Source organism: Leptospira perdikensis (assembly GCF_004769575.1).
Classification (GTDB): Bacteria; Spirochaetota; Leptospiria; order Leptospirales; family Leptospiraceae; genus Leptospira_A; species Leptospira_A perdikensis.
This window is the reverse complement of the sequence record NZ_RQGA01000003.1, coordinates 357,386-374,682: the sequence shown is the minus strand read 5'-3', so window position 1 is coordinate 374,682 and position 17,297 is coordinate 357,386. Positions and strand designations below refer to the sequence as shown.

Sequence of the window (17,297 nt, the reverse complement as noted above, 5' to 3'; positions counted from 1 at the left end):
TTATACTTTCGCGTTTGCCTTTTGGTTTGTCAGGTATTTTAAGTAAGCAATGATAAAATCTTCCAAGTCTCCATCCATCACTGCATGGACGTTTCCTGTTTCAAAATCGGTTCTATGGTCTTTTACCAAATTATAAGGATGGAACACATAACTTCGAATTTGTGATCCCCAAGAGATATCACGTTTTTCACCTGCTTTTTTTGCGTTTTCTTCTTCAGCTTTTTGTTTTTCCATTTCATACAAACGAGCACGAAGCATCTTCATTGCAGTATCACGGTTTTTGATTTGGGATCTTTCCATCTGACAAGAAACCACAATCCCAGTAGGAACGTGTGTGATTCTTACAGCAGAGTCCGTTGTGTTGACGTGCTGTCCACCAGCACCCGAGGAACGATAAACATCCACACGAAGGTCTTTTTCTTCGATGTTCACTTGAATGTCATCATCTACTTCTGGAGTAACATACACAGAGGCAAAAGAAGTATGCCTTCTTTTGTTAGAATCAAAAGGTGAGATCCGAACCAATCGATGTACACCCGATTCACATTTTAAATAACCAAAAGGATGATCCCCTTGGATGTAAAGTGTAGCGTTTTTGATTCCAGCAGTTTCACCCGGTTGGTAATCGACAAGTTCGGCACGGTATCCTTTTTGTTCACAAAACCGTGTGTACATTCGCAGTAACATATCGGCCCAGTCTTGGGATTCTGTTCCACCGGCACCAGGATGGATATTGATAAAGGCGGCTTTGCCATCATCTTTACCAGCAAGGGCATCTAACATTTGCAAGTTTTCAAATGTCTCAAACATACGATCAAAATCATCGTTTAAAGATTTTAGACCTGCCTCACCCATTTCTTCCGAAGTGAGTTCAATCAAATCAGGAAAATCACTCAGTTCCTTTTTTAATTCCAACCAAGGATCTAACTTTAGTTGTAACTCGTTTCGTTTTTGAGTGACTGTTTTTGCTTGGTCAGGTGAGTCCCATAATTTGGGATCGTTTGCTTTTTCGATGAGTGAGGATAAACGGTCGTAATCTTCCTGAAAATTTTGAGCTGTCCAATAGGATTGGAAGGTTTCAATCATTTCTGATGTTTGTTTTTTTAAGTCTTTTAGTGATCTATCCATAATGCGTAAATCCGAAGTGGAAGTTTTAAAACAAAGAATCTTTGCGAAGTCGTTCCACTTCCCATTGGAATGTTGTTTCTCTCAGTTGTGGAGTGTTTCCTTCAACAGTTCCTACAAGAGAATAACTTGATTCTTTTCCGTATGTATCTGGCAAACGTTTGAGTATGAATTTACCCGATTTAATGAGTTCGATGACATGAAGTAAAAAAGGATCTTTTTCTTTTCGACTCATCTCTTCCATAGAATAATAAAAAGTAGAAAGGCCTTTATAAAACCAATCGATGTATTCGTTTTTGCCTCTTGGCCAAATTTGTTCCAAACGAATTTCTGATTCTTGGACAAGGGACTTACCAAGAAATGGTTTTTGTAAAACACGGCACTGGGAATAAATTTCAAAGTTTAAATCCCGATCTCCACCCTTTTCAAAATCCACACCGATCCAACGGATCCATGATTTTTTTTCTTTAATCGATAAAGCAGGAATCAGTGCAAACAAATACCCTTGGTCTTTAAAGATTCGTTCATGGGCCAAATGTTCTAAAATTTCCATAGGGATCATATAATGACCTTTTGCCCATTCAATCACATAAGGAATGGATTCCAATTGAAGGTATTCCGGTGGAGTTTCTGAACGAATGATATCGCCAAATTGAGTGAGGATAAAAATAAATGATAACAACTCCTGACGACTGAGTCCTGAAAGAACACTCACCGATCCGCTTAAGTTTTGAAGAGCCCTACGAATCATTAAATGTTGTTGGAGTTGGGTTTGGTTTTCAGACAAAATGATCCCTAGATGTTTTTCAAAATTGCGAAGGTTCGTACGTTCACAATTTTTAAAATTTCCAGAGATACTAAATGGCATTAGAGAGCACGCCTTCCTATATCTTTTCTATAAAATGTATCAGGAGCTTTGATTTTTGTCAAAAACGCATAACAATCATTAATTGCATCTTTTAAAGAACTACCACAAGAAGTGATTCCAAGAATTCGTCCACCATTTGCTAAAATTTGTCCGCCTTCGCTTTTGGTTCCAGCATGATAAACGACCACATTCCCTTCGTTTGATGGAATCTCCAAAGGCATACCTTTTGCGGGCGAATCCGGATACCCTTTGGCCGCAAGGACCACAATCGCGGATGACCCCGCTTTTAGTTTTAGATTTCTCTCCGGAAGATTCCCCAACGCCGAAGCATAAAAAATTGGCAAAATATCTTCGTCTAACAAACGCAATACACACTGTGTTTCTGGATCCCCAAATCGACAATTAAATTCCACTACATTTGGGTTTCCTTCTTTGGTAATCATAAGCCCAACATATAGAAGTCCTTTGTAAGGGTGGCCGGTTGCTTTAAACTCATTTAACATTGGTTCAATGACTAGTTCTTTTACCTTAGAAAGAACGGAATCTGTTACGATTGGAGCTGGTGCATAAGCACCCATTCCACCAGTATTTGGTCCAATGTCTCCATCATAGGCACGTTTGTGATCCTGGGCCGCAGGAAGGCACATATACCTTTCTCCATCGGTTATCACAAAAAGCGAAGCTTCTTCCCCTTCCAAGAAGGATTCCAAAACTACTTTATTTCCACTTTCACCAAACTTTGATTCTAAGAAGATTTCATCTAACGCCTGTTTGACTTCTTTCATTTCAAAGGCAACAGTGACACCTTTTCCCGCAGCGAGGCCATCCGCTTTGACCACTAAAGGTAAAATTTCTTTTTGTGCATAACTCCAAGCAGACTCATGGTCTGTAAATACAGCAAAGGAAGCCGTTGGAACTTTGGCTCGTTTCATCATTTCTTTTGCAAAATGTTTACTTCCTTCTACTTGCGCACAATAAGCAGAAGGCCCAAAACAAGGGATCCCAATCTCTGCACACCAATCCGAAAGTCCATTCACTAGTGGATCTTCTGGGCCAACCACAACTAGGTTTGTTCCCGAAGATTTTAAATAATCAAAAAACTTGGATTTATCAGTGATGGATATATCTTTTGCATCCAATAATATATCTTTCGAAAAACCACCGTTACCTGGAAAAACCCGAAGTGATTCCAGCGATTTTGATTTTGAGATAGCGTCCGCTAACGCATGTTCTCTTCCGCCACTTCCAATGAGTAAAACTTTAAATTTATGTTCCAATTTTTTCTAAAGCCCTTACCGTACTATCTAGTTTCTCTTTCCAAGTATTATACTTTTCTCTTTCTTTTTCTACGACATCTGGTTTTGCTTTTTCTAAGAAAGATGGATTGTTGATTTTATTTTCCAACTTTTCCATTTCCAATTGGATTTGTTTTTTCTCTTTTTCCAATCGTTGTTTTTCTTTTTCAAAATCAAAAATACCTTCCAAAGGAAGAAAAATTTCTCCAATAGAAAATGCACCTACTGAATCCGTATTTTTTGCTTCATAAGAATCTAAAAATTCCAAACTTTCGGCTTTAGAAAGTTGGAGGATGGATTTGATTTCCCTTTCCATCATTTCTTTTAATTCTTTATGATTACACTTGATGATGACCTTACATTTTTTCTCAGGTTTCACTCCGAGTTCTGCTCGCATGTTTCGAATCTTTGTGATGATCTCTCGCACAAGTTCCATACGAACCACAGCCGGTGCCGAATCAGAAACTCCATAAGGTTTTGGAAATTCTGTTTTCGCTAGCTCTGTAGGTTCCAATAAAGAATGAATTTCTTCTGTGATGAATGGCATAAACGGATGTAATAGTCCAAGTGATTTTTTCAAAACACTTACAAGGACAAGGCGAGCTTTCTCTTGTGATTCCGATGTTACATTACCATAAACACGTGCTTTGGTTAATTCCAAGTACCAATCACAAAAAGATCCCCAAACAAAATCATAAACAGCATTTGCCATTTCGAAAAAAAGATATCCGGAATAGGCTTTTTCATACTTACTAAGCATCCGGTCAAATTCATTCAAAATCCAAAGGTCTGTATCTTCCAATGAATTGATCTCAGGTTCTTTGGCTGTGAACTCTTCCGGTAGGTTCATAAAAATAAACCGACTCGAATTCCAAACTTTATTACAAAAAGATCTATAGCCGTCTAACCTTGATTCGTCGAAAAGAATATCTTTTCCTTCTGGTAATACAGCTGCGAGGAAAAATCGAAACGAATCCGTTCCGTATTTACTCATCATATCCAAAGGATCCACTACGTTTCCAAGGGACTTACTAAACTTCTTACCATCTTTATCACGAACGAGTCCATGGATGAGAACCTTTTGAAAAGGAACATCACCCATAAATTTCAGACCATTCATAATCATCCGTGCTACCCAGAAGAAAATGATATCAAATCCGGTAACTAATACTGAAGTAGGATAGTATTGTTTAAGTTCTTCCGAATTTTCAGGCCAACCAAAAACAGTAAACGGCCAAAGTCCTGAAGAGAACCAAGTATCTAAAACGTCTTCATCTTGTTTGATGGTTTCTTTGGTTACAGGAATTCCTTTTTGGGAAAATAAAGACACTGCTTCCTCAACGGATTCAGCAACCACCATTTCACCGTTTGGTGCATAATAGGCAGGAATTCGATGACCCCACCATAATTGGCGAGAAATACACCAATCGCGGATATTTTCCATCCACTCAAAGTAAGTTTTTTCCCACATTTTGGGTTGGAATTGAACCTTACCTGACTTCACAACTTCAATCGCAGGTTTAGCGAGTGATTCAATTTTTACAAACCACTGTGTAGATAACAACGGTTCAATGACCGCTCCACCCCTTTGGTTGTGCCCCACACTATGGATATGAGTTTCTATTTTTTCAATATAACCATTTGTTTCGAGTTCTTCTACAACTCGTTTACGAGCTTCAAACCGGTCGAGTCCATTGTATTTACCAGTTTGTTCGTTGAGAGTCCCATCTAAGTTCATAATATTGACAGGAGTGAGTTTTAGTCGGAGTCCCGCTTCATAGTCATTGATGTCGTGAGCCGGAGTGATTTTCACAAGGCCGGAACCAAATTCTTTATCTACAAAGGTATCAAACAAAACCGGAATTTCTTTTCCAGCGATCGGTAAAAATACAAATTTATCTTTTAGATCCGTATAACGCGCGTCATCTGGATGAGCACAAACTGCCACGTCACCAAACATCGTTTCTGGTCTTGTTGTTGCCACAACGATGTATTCTCCTTTTGCCAGAGTTTTTGGATCTTTCGATTTAAATTCTGCTTTAGGATATTTGATATGATAGAGTTTGCCTTGTTTTTCTTTGTACTCAACTTCAATGTCTGAGATAGCAGTTTTGGTAACGGGACACCAGTTGATGATTCGTTCACCACGATAAATCAAACCTTCATCATACAAACTACGGAATACTTTGATTACCGCTTTGGAAAGCCCTTCATCAAAAGTAAAACGTTCTCGTGACCAATCTACTGACTCACCGAGTAACCGTTGTTGTTTGGCAATCATCCCACCAGAATGAGCTTTCCATGCCCAAACTTTTTCTATAAATCCTTCGCGAGTAAAATCGGTTCTAGTTTTTCCTTCTTTTCCTAATTCGCGTTCCACAACCACTTGAGTTGCGATACCTGCGTGATCCATCCCAGGAACCCAAACTACATTTTTACCTTTTTTACGTTCAATACGAATGATGATGTCTTGGATGGTATGATTGAGTGCATGTCCAATGTGTAAATTCCCTGTAACGTTTGGCGGAGGGATGACGATCGAGAATGTTTCTTTGCGAGAAGAGTCAGGAGCAAAGGTTTGTTTTTCTTCCCAGGTTTGTATCCATTTGGGCTCTACAGATTCGGGATCGTAACGGTCAGGTAGCTGTGATTTCATAGGGTCTTTGGATTTCTTGCACTTTACTATGTTTCGTAAAGAGTTTAGGGGTCAAGGATGAAACAGCAACCAAGGTTCGCATTGACAGAAAGGAGAGGCAAAAGAATCTGGTTGGCATGAACGCAAAAACAGCAAAAATCCTCGGCAAATATGCAACCTTCAAAGGTGTTTCAGAAAAACAATTGAAACGCGATTGGTTGTCTCTTTCCCATATCGATAAAGATAAAAAAAGACAAGAAATCCTAAAAGAAATCGCTAAGAAATAAGATATGCGGAAGTTTCCTTCCGCTTTTTATATGGAACACAGATTCCGAATTCTTTTCTCTCTCCTATTTTTTGGATTCACACTTACCGCTCTATCCCACTGCTCCAAACAAAGTGACATAATATTTTCAAATTACGAAGAAAGTTTGGTTTTGGCAAAAAACTCAAACAGGAAACTCATCGTAGTTTTTGGTGCCGATTGGTGTCCCGACTGTAGAGCATTAGATGGGATCTTTGAGGAACCAGAACCAAAAGCTCTACTCAAAGAAAATTTTATTCTCTTCAAAGTAGATGTGGGTCGTTTCGACAAAAACTTAAGTCTAAATGATAAACTTGGGAACCCCATTCAAAATGGAATTCCTGCTTTGGTTGTAGTAAAGCCGGACGGAAATATTCTCACTTCTACAAAGGGTGGAGAATTCTCTAACGCAAGTAAGATGACAAAAGAACAAGTTCTAGAATATTTATATCGCCTTTAGGAGAAGTTTGTTTTTAACAAACAGTTCGATTTTATGAACCAAACCAAAAACCCATTAACAAATAATATGTTTTCATATAAATTCAAAACAACTTTTCTACTCTTAAAAACCTCACTAATATCTCTTACTTTGTTTTTAACTTTTTCTCTTTCTGCCGAAGAACCGGCCGCTCCGACTCTTGTTCTTGGGAATGTACTTCCGGAAATCAATTATACCAATCAATGGGAAGAACCAAGTCCCATTCCAGCGGAAACCACCAAGATAATTTTTATTGCTGATATGGATGCGAGTAAAATCATCCATCCCATTTTGGAAAAAGAAGGAAAAGGATATTTGGAATCCAAACAAGCTGTACTTATTTCAGATATCCACAGAATGCCATCTCTCATCACTAAGTTTGTAGCTTTACCAAAAATGAAATCCTATCCGTATACTCTACGTTTGGTGAGAGAAGAAAAAATAGCAGATCCTTTTCCAAGGACCAAAGGTTCTCTTACTCTCATCCAATTAAACGCCGGAAAGATTACGAAGATCCAAACATCCAATGTAGAGACAGAGATTCGTAGTTTTCTCGAAACCCAAGAAAAACCAACCAAATCCAATCGGTAAAAGGTTAGATATGTGTCAAAATATCGTTTTTTTTCCTTAGAAATGTAAAATCTACTTGAAAACGCCGTTCTCTTTTCGCAAAGTTTCTCTCTGAACCTATCTTTTAGTAACGAGAGAAACACTATGGCACTTCCCAAAGTTTGTGTAATTGGCGCAGGATCATCCGGCATAACAATCATTAAATCATTAAAAGAACATGGAATTCCTTTTGATTGTTACGAAAAAGGAAGTGATGTGGGTGGTAACTGGCGTTACAAAAACGACAACGGCCTTAGTAATATTTATAAATCTCTTCATATCAACACCCATCGGGACCGAATGGAATACCGCGATTATCCGATGCCCACAAATTATGCGGACTACCCAAATCACGAACCCATTCAGAATTATTTTTTATCTTATGTGGATCATTTCGGACTTCGTAAACACATTCAATTCAAGAATGGAGTGAAAAAAGCGGAACGAACTGAAGATGGAATTTGGAAAATCACTCCTGAAAAAGGACCAGTTAAATACTACGATGTGTTAGTCGTAGCCAATGGCCATCACTGGAGTGAACGTTGGCCTGAACCTGCCTTTCCTGGGAAGTTTTCTGGCCAAATCATACATTCGCACTCTTATGTTGACCCAAAAACACCCGTTAACTGCGAAGGTAAAAATGTCGTGGTTCTTGGTATGGGAAATAGTGCGATGGATATCTCAGTGGAACTCTCTAGACCCGGTGTTGCCAAAAAAGTATTTTTGTCAGCAAGACGTGGAGCTTATGTCATTCCCAACTATCTTTTTGGAAAACCTTTAGATAAATTAACAGAATACACACCTCATTGGGTTCCATTTTTTATCCAACAAACACTCGCTCACCTTCTGATTCGATTTGGTGTAGGTAAAATGGAGGATTTTGGTTTACCAAAACCTGATCATAAGTTTGGTTCTGCCCACCCTACCATCTCTCAAGATTTACTAGTAAGGCTTGGCCGAGGTGATATCAAACCAAAGCCAGTAATCACAGAACTCAAAGGAAAAAAAATTCTTTTTGCTGATGGAACAGAAGAGGATGCGGATGTTCTCATTTACTGTACTGGATACAATATTAAATTTCCGTTCTTTGATGAAGATTTTTTATCAGCTCCAAATAATTACATTCCTCTTTACTACAAAATGATCAAACCTGGAATCAATGATTTATTTTTTGTAGGCCTCATGCAGCCGTTAGGTGCGATTATGCCACTGGCAGAATGCCAAGGGAAATGGATCGCTCAATATCTGACAGGGAATTACCTACTTCCATCAAAAGAAGATATGGAAAAATCCATTGAAAAGGACCAAGTGGATATGAAAAAAAGGTATGTGAATAGCACACGCCACACCATCCAAGTGGACTATGATACCTTCATCTACAATATGAAAGCAGAAATGGCAAATGGTAAAAAAAGATCTTCAAAACTAGGAAACCATTTGCCAATCGAAGCACGAGCGGAATTCCTTTCGGAAGGACGTCATGATTCTTCAAAATCTTCGAGATCTTCAAAACAAAAATTGGTTCGTAACAAATAATCAATTTTTTCTTTTTCTCTTCACAACCTGTCTTTCTCTACTCGGGACAGGTTGTGTCTCCAAAGGTTACTCCTACCAAGGAAACCCACTCTTTGGATGGATGGAATCTTCTGGCGAAGTTCGCACCACTGACCCATACCCCATTCTAAAACGATATCCATCTTTCCAAGCCACTGACTTTGAATTTCCTGTGGGTGGAAAATATGCGGAGGGTTACTACTTAGCACAAAAATTTGGTGCCGAAAACGGAAAGTTTGGTGGGCGAAAACATCTTGGGGAAGATTGGAACTCGATCACTGGTGGTGATACTGATTTTGCAGCACCTGTGTATACTTTTGGAAACGGAGTGGTTTCTGAGATTGCTGACTATGGCGGCGGTTGGGGGAAAGTAGTCCGTATTGTGCACCATCATAATGTAGGCAATGGAGATTTTTGGTTTTTAGAATCAGTCTATGCCCATCTTCATACCATCGATGTAGAACCGGGACAATTAGTTAAAAAAACAGAATGGATTGGGACTATTGGTGATGCCGGAGGAAATTACCCAGCGCATTTACATTTCGAACTTCGTTCAGCCATTGGTGCACCGTTAGGTGGAGGATATGCGTTAAAAACAGACGGTTTTTTGCCACCGACCAGGTGGCTGATGCAATATGGGCCAAAAGATAAATCTTTTTCTGAAGAAAGTTTCCAGTATCTAATGGAAAAGGGGGGAACCCTTTAATTCATTTTGTAATATTCTATTTAATAACTGCTGATAAAACTTAATACTTCGTCTTCTTTTTCAGCATTTGTGTCATAAAAATTACAATGAATTTCAAACAAAGGTTCGTTTCCTATTTTTTCGCTCTTTAAAGTTTTTACAAGAAAGTCAACAGAACCTGTCATAGAAATCATTTTTAAGGAAACTTTTAATATAGAAGGCACTTCAATGTCATAAGGATGGTAAAACATGATACCCCTAGCACTGATATGCTTTTTAGAATCATAATCCTTAAGTTGTTCCAATTGAACCTCGAAAGTGGATGGAATTTCTGTATAATGATTTGGTTTCATAGTATTAGTGTATATAGCAACAAACATAGTATCATTAATACTCGCATTCAATTACTATTTTATTACGTACGTATAAATCTTTATGCAAAAATGATATTAAACCCTGCAAGAAGGACAATGAGTCCGACTCCCCAGGCTAAAATTCTTGGATCCCAAAATGGATTGCTATGATCTCTATCAGAATAAATGAGTCCATGTAAATCTTTATTGAGGTCTTCTGTTTCCATAAAACTAACAAGGACCATTGTTAGAAAACAAACTAAACCAGAGTAAATTGCCCCATAAAAATTCGATACCATATCAGATTTGTAATATAGAATTCCAAACGAATATAAGATAAAATGAACCAATCCACTGGTTGTTCCGAATAACATTCCATAGAAGGCACTCCACCCAGAAGCACGTCTCCAAAACATCCCTAACAAAAATATGGAAATGAGCGGTGCATTAAAGAAAGAAAATAGTAGTTGGATGTAGTTCATTATATTTTCGAACTGCATTGCAATGTAAGATGCAAAAACAGCAAATAACACTGCAAACATTGTACAAAGTTTTCCAATCTTCAAATAATCCTTATCTTCTCTGTTTTGATTGATATATGTTTGGTAAATATCATAAGTAAAAATAGTGTTCATTGCTGTGATGGAACTGGACATTCCCGCCATAAAGGCTGCAAGAAGAGCCGTTGTTCCAAGACCCAACATTCCAGAAGGATAAAAATTCTTTAGAAGTATTATAAAACTTTTATTATATTCTCCATTCATTTCCTTTGAAAATTCTGTTAAGGCAATTAACCCAGGGATTACGGTTAAAAATGGCAGAAACAATTTGAACATAGCTCCGATAAGAGGAGTTCTCCTTGCTGCTCTATAATCTTTAGCAGCCATCGCGCGTTGTACTTCTGTAAATCCACAAGTCCAATAAGAAAAAGATAATACAAAACCAAGCCCAACTGTCACACTTAATAAATCCCATCCAAGTTCATTTTGTCCACTCACAAGTCCCTGCCACATATGTTTATGTGAATTTGGGATTTTTTGCATGAGACCATCCCAACCACCTAACTTTATTAGTCCGATGACTACTAAAGGGAAAAGACCAAGAACAGTAAAAAAAAACTGCATTACCTCTGTATAAATAGAAGAACTAAGTCCACCGAAGTAAGTATAAATCAAAACAATACAGGCGCTAAAAAGAATCGAAAGATGTGGATTCCAACCAAACATCGTTTCAAACACCAAGGACAAAGAATACAGATAAATACCCGACCCAAGTGCTAACGATACTAAGGTGATAGAGGCATTCAAAAGATGCGCTGGTCTATTGAAACGATAACGCAAATATTCCGGAACACTTCTGATTTTTGAAGAATAGTAAAAGGGCATCATAAAGATTCCTAGAAAAATCATACCTGGAATCGCACCCAAATAATAGAAATGAAATGTCAAAAATCCATATTCCGCACCACTCGCACTCATCCCTAACAATTCTAAGGCGGAAATATTGGCAGAGATAAAAGCAATACCAGTAATCCAACTGGGTATTTTTCGACCCGCTAGGAGGAAATCTCTCGATTGGTTCATGGCTTTCTTTAAAAGAATCCCAATCAAAACCATAAACCCAACAAAGACCAATAGGATGAGATAATCGATAGGAGCGAGAGAGGCAAACATACGCTCGTAAAAGATGAGAAATGAAGACTTTGTAAAGAGGAAATCCCAAATCCCGCCTATCGGTGATTATTTTCCTTCAAAATTTTGGAATCTGGTCGACACTCATTGTAACTCTTTAGCCGAAAAAGACTTTCCGAATTATGTCACATTAATAGATTCGGAACCACCAGGAGGATCTATGTTCTATCTTCTTTTAGCCCTTCTCCACGAAGACTATTCTTCCGGAAGAATCGATTTTTCTACCTATTTTGAAAATACCGTTCTTTTAGCCTTGGACCACGAACGTATAAAATCCAACCTCGAACAAAGTAAAGCCGCTTAATTTGAATCCTGGCGCGATTTGGAAAGCCGCTCAACTTCGATGAGGGCTTTCATTCGACACGGCCTTTATTTTGTAAGTGGTTTTCTTTAGAAAGTCGCTGGAAACGGTAAGTGACTTTCCTTTTGCCTTCAATTATCTTTTAGAATCACTAGTCGTTCTCTTATGAACAGACCAAAGTGAGCCAACGGGGTCACTCGTCTCTTCCTCATTTTCCAAATCTGATCAGTAAAAGAGTGACTTACTTTCCTTTTACACCCAGTTTCCAGTTCCAAATCGGGAAAAAATCCATCCCGTATCCCTTTTCACGCACTTCCTAAACCCGGCCAGGCGAAAAAGTAACTCGCTCACCTTTTACACCCGCTTTCCTTCGCCACTGACAACCCAAATTGACCCACTTTCCCTCGAAATTCACTCTCCAAAGACATTAAATACAAAATTCCAGTCCCTTTCTTAGGTTCCTCCCTCGAATTTTCTCCTTGTTCTAGGAAGTCCGATCTGTACGGTAACAGAAAAATCATATCTCAGGAAGATAAAATGACATCGGCCAAACTCCTTACTGGTACCCTCCAAAATTCACAAAAATTTTTCCTTCAATTTGGAGGACAGGGTTCACCTTATCTAAAAGAACTCGTAAAATTATACGCAGAACCAGAACTCAAAGAATTTTTCGAAACAAGTTTCAAAACGATTGCTGAAATTGCTGCCCGTGATGGTAAAAGTCCTCTTCTCAACGAAGGATTTGACTTCAAAGCTTGGATTGAGAACCCAGACGGCGCTCCATCAGAAGATTATTTGGCCCGTGCGCCAATTTCTGTTCCGGGAATCTTTATGACACAGATTGCAAATTACGTTTTGGTTTCAAAACGTGGATACCCGACTGCAGAACTCATCAAAGCAACTGGTGCTGTGAGTGGACATAGCCAAGGTGTTATTGCATCTGCACTAGTTGGTCTCGGAAAAGACGGAGCTGATTTTCTAAAAGCTTACTCTGACTTTTTAAAATTTGTTTTTTACCTCGGATTTAACGGTCAAAAAGTTTATCCTAACTTTGTTGTTTCGGAAGAAATCGTAAAAGAAAACGAAGCAAACGGTGATAAAAATCCAGCACCAATGGTTGCAGTGATTGGTTATACAAAAGATGAATTAGAAGAAAGAGTGAAAAAAACCAATGATTCTCTTGGACTCAAAGGCCAAGATACTGTTTTTATTTCTCTATACAATACTCCTGATTCGATGATTCTTTCTGCACTTCCTTCTTCACTCCTTGCATTCCGTAAACAATGGAAGGCTGAGATGGACGAGAAAAAATTTAAGTTTGTATATTTAAAAACAACTGCACCTTTCCATTGCCCATTTATGGAAACATCACTTGATAAATTCAATGCAGAAGATGCATCTGTAGTTCCATTCCCTTATACAGGTGCTGATTTAAAAGTTCCTGTATATAGTATCTTCGATGGTCACAATTTACAAAAAGATGGAAACCTTCGTGACATCCTTTTTAAAATGGTTTTGATTGAACCGCTTTATTGGGATTTGGCGATTGCACCAATTTTTAATGATAGTGCCATCAACACAATCATTGACTTTGGACCAAGTGTTGTGAGTCAAAGACTTACTGGTGGACACTTAAAGGCAAAAAACATCGAAAAACAATCATTATGTGCATCTAACGCAAAGGAATTGAAAGTAATTCTAGAAGCATAATGAATCCATCCACTGCTCGGGCCGCTTCCAAATTAAATTTAATCCGCCTTCTGGCTTCTCATCCAGAAGGGCTTGGGTTAGAAGAAATTCAAAGCGTTACTGGCCACAAATCAATCGCAGCTCTAAAAAAAGATTTAGGTGAGTTGTATATGATTGAGATGTATCCTTATTCACCAACTGATGCAGTGGATTTAGATTTTGATGGGGAGAAGGTAAAAATCCGACTTCCTATTGCTGTAGATTCTGCGCTCCCTCTTTCACCGAAAGAATGGTCACTCCTTAGATCACTTTTGGTCACACAAAAAACCAAAGAAGATTCCAAACTAAATGATTCTATTTTAAACAAAATTGACTCAGTGATTCCTTCTGGGGATTGGTCCCCTTATCAAAAGTCCAAAGATACGATTGTGAAAGCAATTGATGAAAAAAAAACACTAACAATTGTTTACTGGAAACGAGATACTAAGGAAAAAGAAACAAGGACACTGGCGCCCTGGTTACTCTGGGAAGAAAACGATTCTTACCTTTTGGCTTACGATCTCACCAAGAAAGGATTCCGATCTTTTCGATTGGATTATATTTTAGAGATCACGATCACTGATACAAAATACACTAATCTTCCGGATACGGCAGGGGAATTTTTAGAAGGTTTCAAACAACTGTTTGGTGCCGATTCGGAAAACAAAGACGTTGCTAAAGTATGGATTACTGACTCCGCTTCTTATCATTTAGGAATGAAACTCAACCTGAAATCTACCGGAGTCCAAAAACAAATCGGTGATTCTTTATACCGAGAATTCCAGGCTCCGATCCGAGACAAAAATTGGTTTATCCAAACCATCCTGGGATATGGAACTTCGGTTCTAGTTTCTGAGCCGAAGGAATTAAAAGACTCCATCCAATTCCACTTACAATCAATTGCCCCTTCAAAACCTAATCTTCACACGCAGTCATAAAAATGATGTCCTTAAAAACTCTTTCGCAAGGAAAGATTAACATTGGATTGTTGATCCCGTATAAAAGGGAAGACGGGTTACATGAAATCCGTAGTGTTTTCGTTCCTATCAGTTTGGGAGATCCGATGGAGGTAGAAATCAAAACCCTCTCAAGCGGAACGAACTCAGAGATCCGTCTCGTTTCCGAAAACCACCTCCAAGGTTACCGACATTCCAAGTTCGAAGAAGTTTCCGAAAGAGGTGATTTCACAAAGAACATTCTCTATAAAGCCTTTCAAAAGTTAGTCACTCACCTTTCTCACCCGGTTTCCATCTCCATCCGCTTACAAAAGTATCTTCCTCCCGAAGGGGGAATTGGTGGAGGGAGTAGCAACGCAGGGTCTTTTTTAAAAGAACTCTTCCCTTTGACAAAACTTTCTACAGAAGAGCAGATTTCTCTGGCAAAGTCCATCGGGGCGGATGTCCCCTTTTTCCTCCAATCTTCCGCTTGTTTTGTGAGCGGGATTGGTGAGGTGCTAGAACCCATCTCTGTCGCCCAAGGCAGAGGCATTTTGGCCATCCCTCCCTTTGGACTTTCTACCGCATCTATGTACGCAGGCCTTCAAAAAAGTTTACAAAAACCCTATGGTTCCCAAGTATGGAAATCTCTGGCAGAGGATTTAATTCGAAGTCTTCAAGTCGGGGATTGGGCATACCTGCAAAACAGGCTTGAGAACGAGTTTGAAAAAATCGCTTTTCAGACCCAACCCTTACTAAAGGAATTGAGATTAGGGTTTTTTGAGTCGGGAGCAGTCTATGCTTCTTTATCGGGTTCGGGTTCTTGCTTTTACGGCATTTATCCTTCAGATAGAGAAAGAGACGAAGCCCTTCGCATTGTCTCCAATCGATTTCCCGATATGGAATTTCGAACGTTCTCTTTTTAGAAACTGGCCTGTAGCCAAGCGGTAAGGCAGCGGTTTTTGGTATCGCCATTCCCTAGGTTCGAATCCTAGCAGGCCAGCCAGTTTTAAAAGATCCGATAGAACGAACGATGAACCTACATAATACTGTAACTGCTGTTATTTTGGCGGCGGGGAAAGGAACTCGAATGAAGAGTGAACTTCCCAAGGTTGCGGTTGTACTGAACGAATCTCCACTTTTACTCCACGTTCTTCGTAATATCGAATCCGCCGGCATCGAACGAAAGGTCGTCGTTGTCGGTTACCGCAAAGATATCGTTACAGATATCGCAAAATCATATCCCGGTGTAGAATTTGCTGAACAAACTGAACAGTTGGGAACAGGTCATGCTGTCCTTTCGGCAGAAACTCAATTAGCACCTTATACTGGCTATACGATAGTTGCCTGTGGAGATGCTCCACTCATTTCTGCAAAATCGTTTTCTGAACTCATTGAACTTCATAAAACCAACGGATACGCCGCGACTGTTCTTTCCGCTAAGATGGAAAACCCAACGGGTTACGGTCGTATCATTCGTTCTGCGGATGACGGCAGCCTTTTACGCATTGTAGAAGAAAAAGATGCAAATCCTGAAGAGAAAGTTGTGAACGAAGTGAATACTGGAACCTATTGTTTCAACACTGAGGATTTGTTCGGTGCCTTAAAACAAATCGGTAATAACAATGCTCAAAAAGAATATTACCTCACAGACGTGATTAAAATTTTTAGAACTTTGGGAAAAAAAGTCGGAGCAAAAACCTTGGCGAATGCGTTAGAAAGCCATGGTATCAATTCTCCTGATGATTTGGCTCTCGCAAAACAATATATAGATAAAGGGTTGGTTGGAGTATGAATCCCAGCGAAGTAGTTGTATTTTCTGGAAATGCAAATAGGCCTCTTGCCGAGGAGATTTGTAAACACCTGGGCATTCCGAACGGCCAAATCTCTGTAAAGAGATTCTCCGATGGAGAAAGTTCTGTAAAAATCGAAGAAAACGTTCGTGGCCGTGATGTGTTTGTGGTTCAATCCATAAGCTATCCAGCTAATGACAGTTTAATGGAACTTCTGCTCATCATTGATGCAGCAAGAAGAGCATCGGCACGTCGAATCACTGCAGTGATTCCTTATTATGGGTATGGACGCCAAGATAGAAAGGTAGAACCACGGGTTCCTATATCTGCTCGTATGGTTGCCGATTTGATTGAAACTGTTGGTCCTGATCGAGTTCTTACTATGGACTTACACGCTGATCAAATCCAAGGATTCTTTCGTATTCCTGTAGATCATTTATATTTTTCACCAGTCCTTGCTGAGTATATCAACTCACTTGGTATGGAAGACCTAGTCATTGTTTCTCCAGATTCAGGTGGAGCAGAAAGAGCCCGTAACTTCGGTAAAAAAGTAAACGGATCTCTTGCGATCATTGACAAACGCAGACCAAAAGCTAACGAGTCTGTGGTGATGCATGTCATTGGCGAAATCAAAGATAAAAACTGCTTATTGTTGGATGATATGATCGATACCGGTGGAACCATTGCCAAAGCAGCCACTGCTTTGTACCAAAATGGAGCAAAATCGGTATTATGTTGTGCATCTCACGGAGTTCTTTCCGGAGAAGCACCAGCCAAATTGAATGAAGGTAACTTCAAGCAAATTGTGCTCTCAAATTCCATCAGCATTCCGGAGACCAAAAAAATAAATCACTTGAAAACGCTCTCCATCGCCCCACTCTTTGCTAAAGCCATCGAGCGGATTCATAACGAAGAATCAATCTCTAGTCTGTTTTCATAACTT

Annotated in this window: 17 protein-coding genes and 1 tRNA gene; 12 read left to right on the top strand and 6 right to left on the bottom strand. The window is 39.2% G+C overall.

Annotation, left to right across the window (positions count from 1 at the left end; all coding sequences use genetic code 11):
• Genes prfB through EHQ49_RS03100 form a run of 4 tightly spaced genes read right to left on the bottom strand, consistent with a single transcriptional unit; the run spans position 1 to position 5,944 of the window.
• Positions 1-1,128, bottom strand: a complete 1,128-nt coding sequence (gene prfB / locus EHQ49_RS03115) for a peptide chain release factor 2 (protein WP_135576244.1) — start codon at positions 1,126-1,128, stop codon at positions 1-3.
• Between the two features lie 25 nt (positions 1,129-1,153).
• The gene (locus EHQ49_RS03110) at positions 1,154-1,993 is read right to left on the bottom strand and encodes a hypothetical protein (RefSeq protein ID WP_135576242.1); all 840 of its coding nucleotides are present in this window, start codon (positions 1,991-1,993) and stop codon (positions 1,154-1,156) included.
• Positions 1,993-3,270: a phosphoribosylamine--glycine ligase gene (purD, locus tag EHQ49_RS03105; protein ID WP_135576240.1), complete on the bottom strand. Its 1,278-nt coding sequence runs from the start codon at positions 3,268-3,270 to the stop codon at positions 1,993-1,995. Before purD ends, EHQ49_RS03110 begins: the two co-directional genes overlap by 1 nt.
• A complete protein-coding gene (locus EHQ49_RS03100) occupies positions 3,260-5,944 on the bottom strand; it encodes a valine--tRNA ligase (protein WP_135576238.1) in 2,685 nt (894 codons plus the stop codon). The genes purD and EHQ49_RS03100 overlap by 11 nt, the downstream gene beginning before the upstream one ends.
• 116 nt (positions 5,945-6,060) lie before the next feature.
• Here EHQ49_RS03100 and EHQ49_RS18720 point away from each other — a divergent pair, with 116 nt between their 5' ends.
• From EHQ49_RS18720 to EHQ49_RS03080, 5 genes are all read left to right on the top strand, one after another.
• Positions 6,061-6,210, top strand: a complete 150-nt coding sequence (locus EHQ49_RS18720) for a hypothetical protein (RefSeq protein WP_002972862.1) — start codon at positions 6,061-6,063, stop codon at positions 6,208-6,210.
• Positions 6,211-6,213: 3 nt separating this feature from the next.
• A complete protein-coding gene (locus tag EHQ49_RS03095) occupies positions 6,214-6,687 on the top strand; it encodes a thioredoxin family protein (protein ID WP_135576236.1) in 474 nt (157 codons plus the stop codon).
• A gap of 33 nt (positions 6,688-6,720) precedes the next feature.
• On the top strand, positions 6,721-7,296 hold the full coding sequence (locus EHQ49_RS03090; protein ID WP_135576234.1) for a hypothetical protein: 576 nt from the start codon (positions 6,721-6,723) through the stop codon (positions 7,294-7,296).
• Between the two features lie 123 nt (positions 7,297-7,419).
• Positions 7,420-8,850 (top strand): flavin-containing monooxygenase, encoded by a 1,431-nt coding sequence (locus EHQ49_RS03085; protein ID WP_135576232.1) that lies wholly within the window; start codon positions 7,420-7,422, stop codon positions 8,848-8,850.
• Positions 8,795-9,574, top strand: coding sequence for a M23 family metallopeptidase (locus tag EHQ49_RS03080; protein ID WP_135576230.1), 780 nt, complete (start codon positions 8,795-8,797; stop codon positions 9,572-9,574). The genes EHQ49_RS03085 and EHQ49_RS03080 overlap by 56 nt, the downstream gene beginning before the upstream one ends.
• 20 nt (positions 9,575-9,594) lie before the next feature.
• Here EHQ49_RS03080 and EHQ49_RS03075 read toward each other — a convergent pair whose 3' ends face one another.
• Together EHQ49_RS03075 and EHQ49_RS03070 are read right to left on the bottom strand one after the other, a co-directional pair.
• Positions 9,595-9,906, bottom strand: coding sequence for a hypothetical protein (locus EHQ49_RS03075; protein WP_135576228.1), 312 nt, complete (start codon positions 9,904-9,906; stop codon positions 9,595-9,597).
• A gap of 80 nt (positions 9,907-9,986) precedes the next feature.
• Positions 9,987-11,579, bottom strand: a complete 1,593-nt coding sequence (locus EHQ49_RS03070) for a sodium:solute symporter family protein (protein ID WP_135576226.1) — start codon at positions 11,577-11,579, stop codon at positions 9,987-9,989.
• Between the two features lie 178 nt (positions 11,580-11,757).
• Between EHQ49_RS03070 and EHQ49_RS18715 the strand changes: the two genes are divergently transcribed.
• From EHQ49_RS18715 to EHQ49_RS03040, 7 genes are all read left to right on the top strand, one after another.
• Positions 11,758-11,901, top strand: a complete 144-nt coding sequence (locus tag EHQ49_RS18715; protein ID WP_002972181.1) for a hypothetical protein — start codon at positions 11,758-11,760, stop codon at positions 11,899-11,901.
• Between the two features lie 534 nt (positions 11,902-12,435).
• A complete protein-coding gene (locus EHQ49_RS03065; RefSeq protein WP_135576224.1) occupies positions 12,436-13,608 on the top strand; it encodes an ACP S-malonyltransferase in 1,173 nt (390 codons plus the stop codon).
• The gene (locus EHQ49_RS03060; protein ID WP_135576222.1) at positions 13,608-14,564 is read left to right on the top strand and encodes a WYL domain-containing protein; all 957 of its coding nucleotides are present in this window, start codon (positions 13,608-13,610) and stop codon (positions 14,562-14,564) included. The genes EHQ49_RS03065 and EHQ49_RS03060 overlap by 1 nt, the downstream gene beginning before the upstream one ends.
• Before the next feature lie 2 nt (positions 14,565-14,566).
• Positions 14,567-15,487 carry a 4-(cytidine 5'-diphospho)-2-C-methyl-D-erythritol kinase gene (locus EHQ49_RS03055; protein ID WP_135576220.1) on the top strand — a complete coding sequence of 307 codons (921 nt, stop codon included), beginning with the start codon at positions 14,567-14,569 and terminating at the stop codon, positions 15,485-15,487.
• 4 nt (positions 15,488-15,491) lie between these two features.
• A tRNA-Gln gene (locus EHQ49_RS03050) sits at positions 15,492-15,567 on the top strand.
• A 27-nt stretch (positions 15,568-15,594) separates the two neighbouring features.
• Positions 15,595-16,356 carry a sugar phosphate nucleotidyltransferase gene (locus EHQ49_RS03045; protein WP_135576218.1) on the top strand — a complete coding sequence of 254 codons (762 nt, stop codon included), beginning with the start codon at positions 15,595-15,597 and terminating at the stop codon, positions 16,354-16,356.
• A complete protein-coding gene (locus EHQ49_RS03040) occupies positions 16,353-17,294 on the top strand; it encodes a ribose-phosphate pyrophosphokinase (protein ID WP_135576216.1) in 942 nt (313 codons plus the stop codon). The genes EHQ49_RS03045 and EHQ49_RS03040 overlap by 4 nt, the downstream gene beginning before the upstream one ends.
• Positions 17,295-17,297 lie beyond the last annotated feature (3 nt).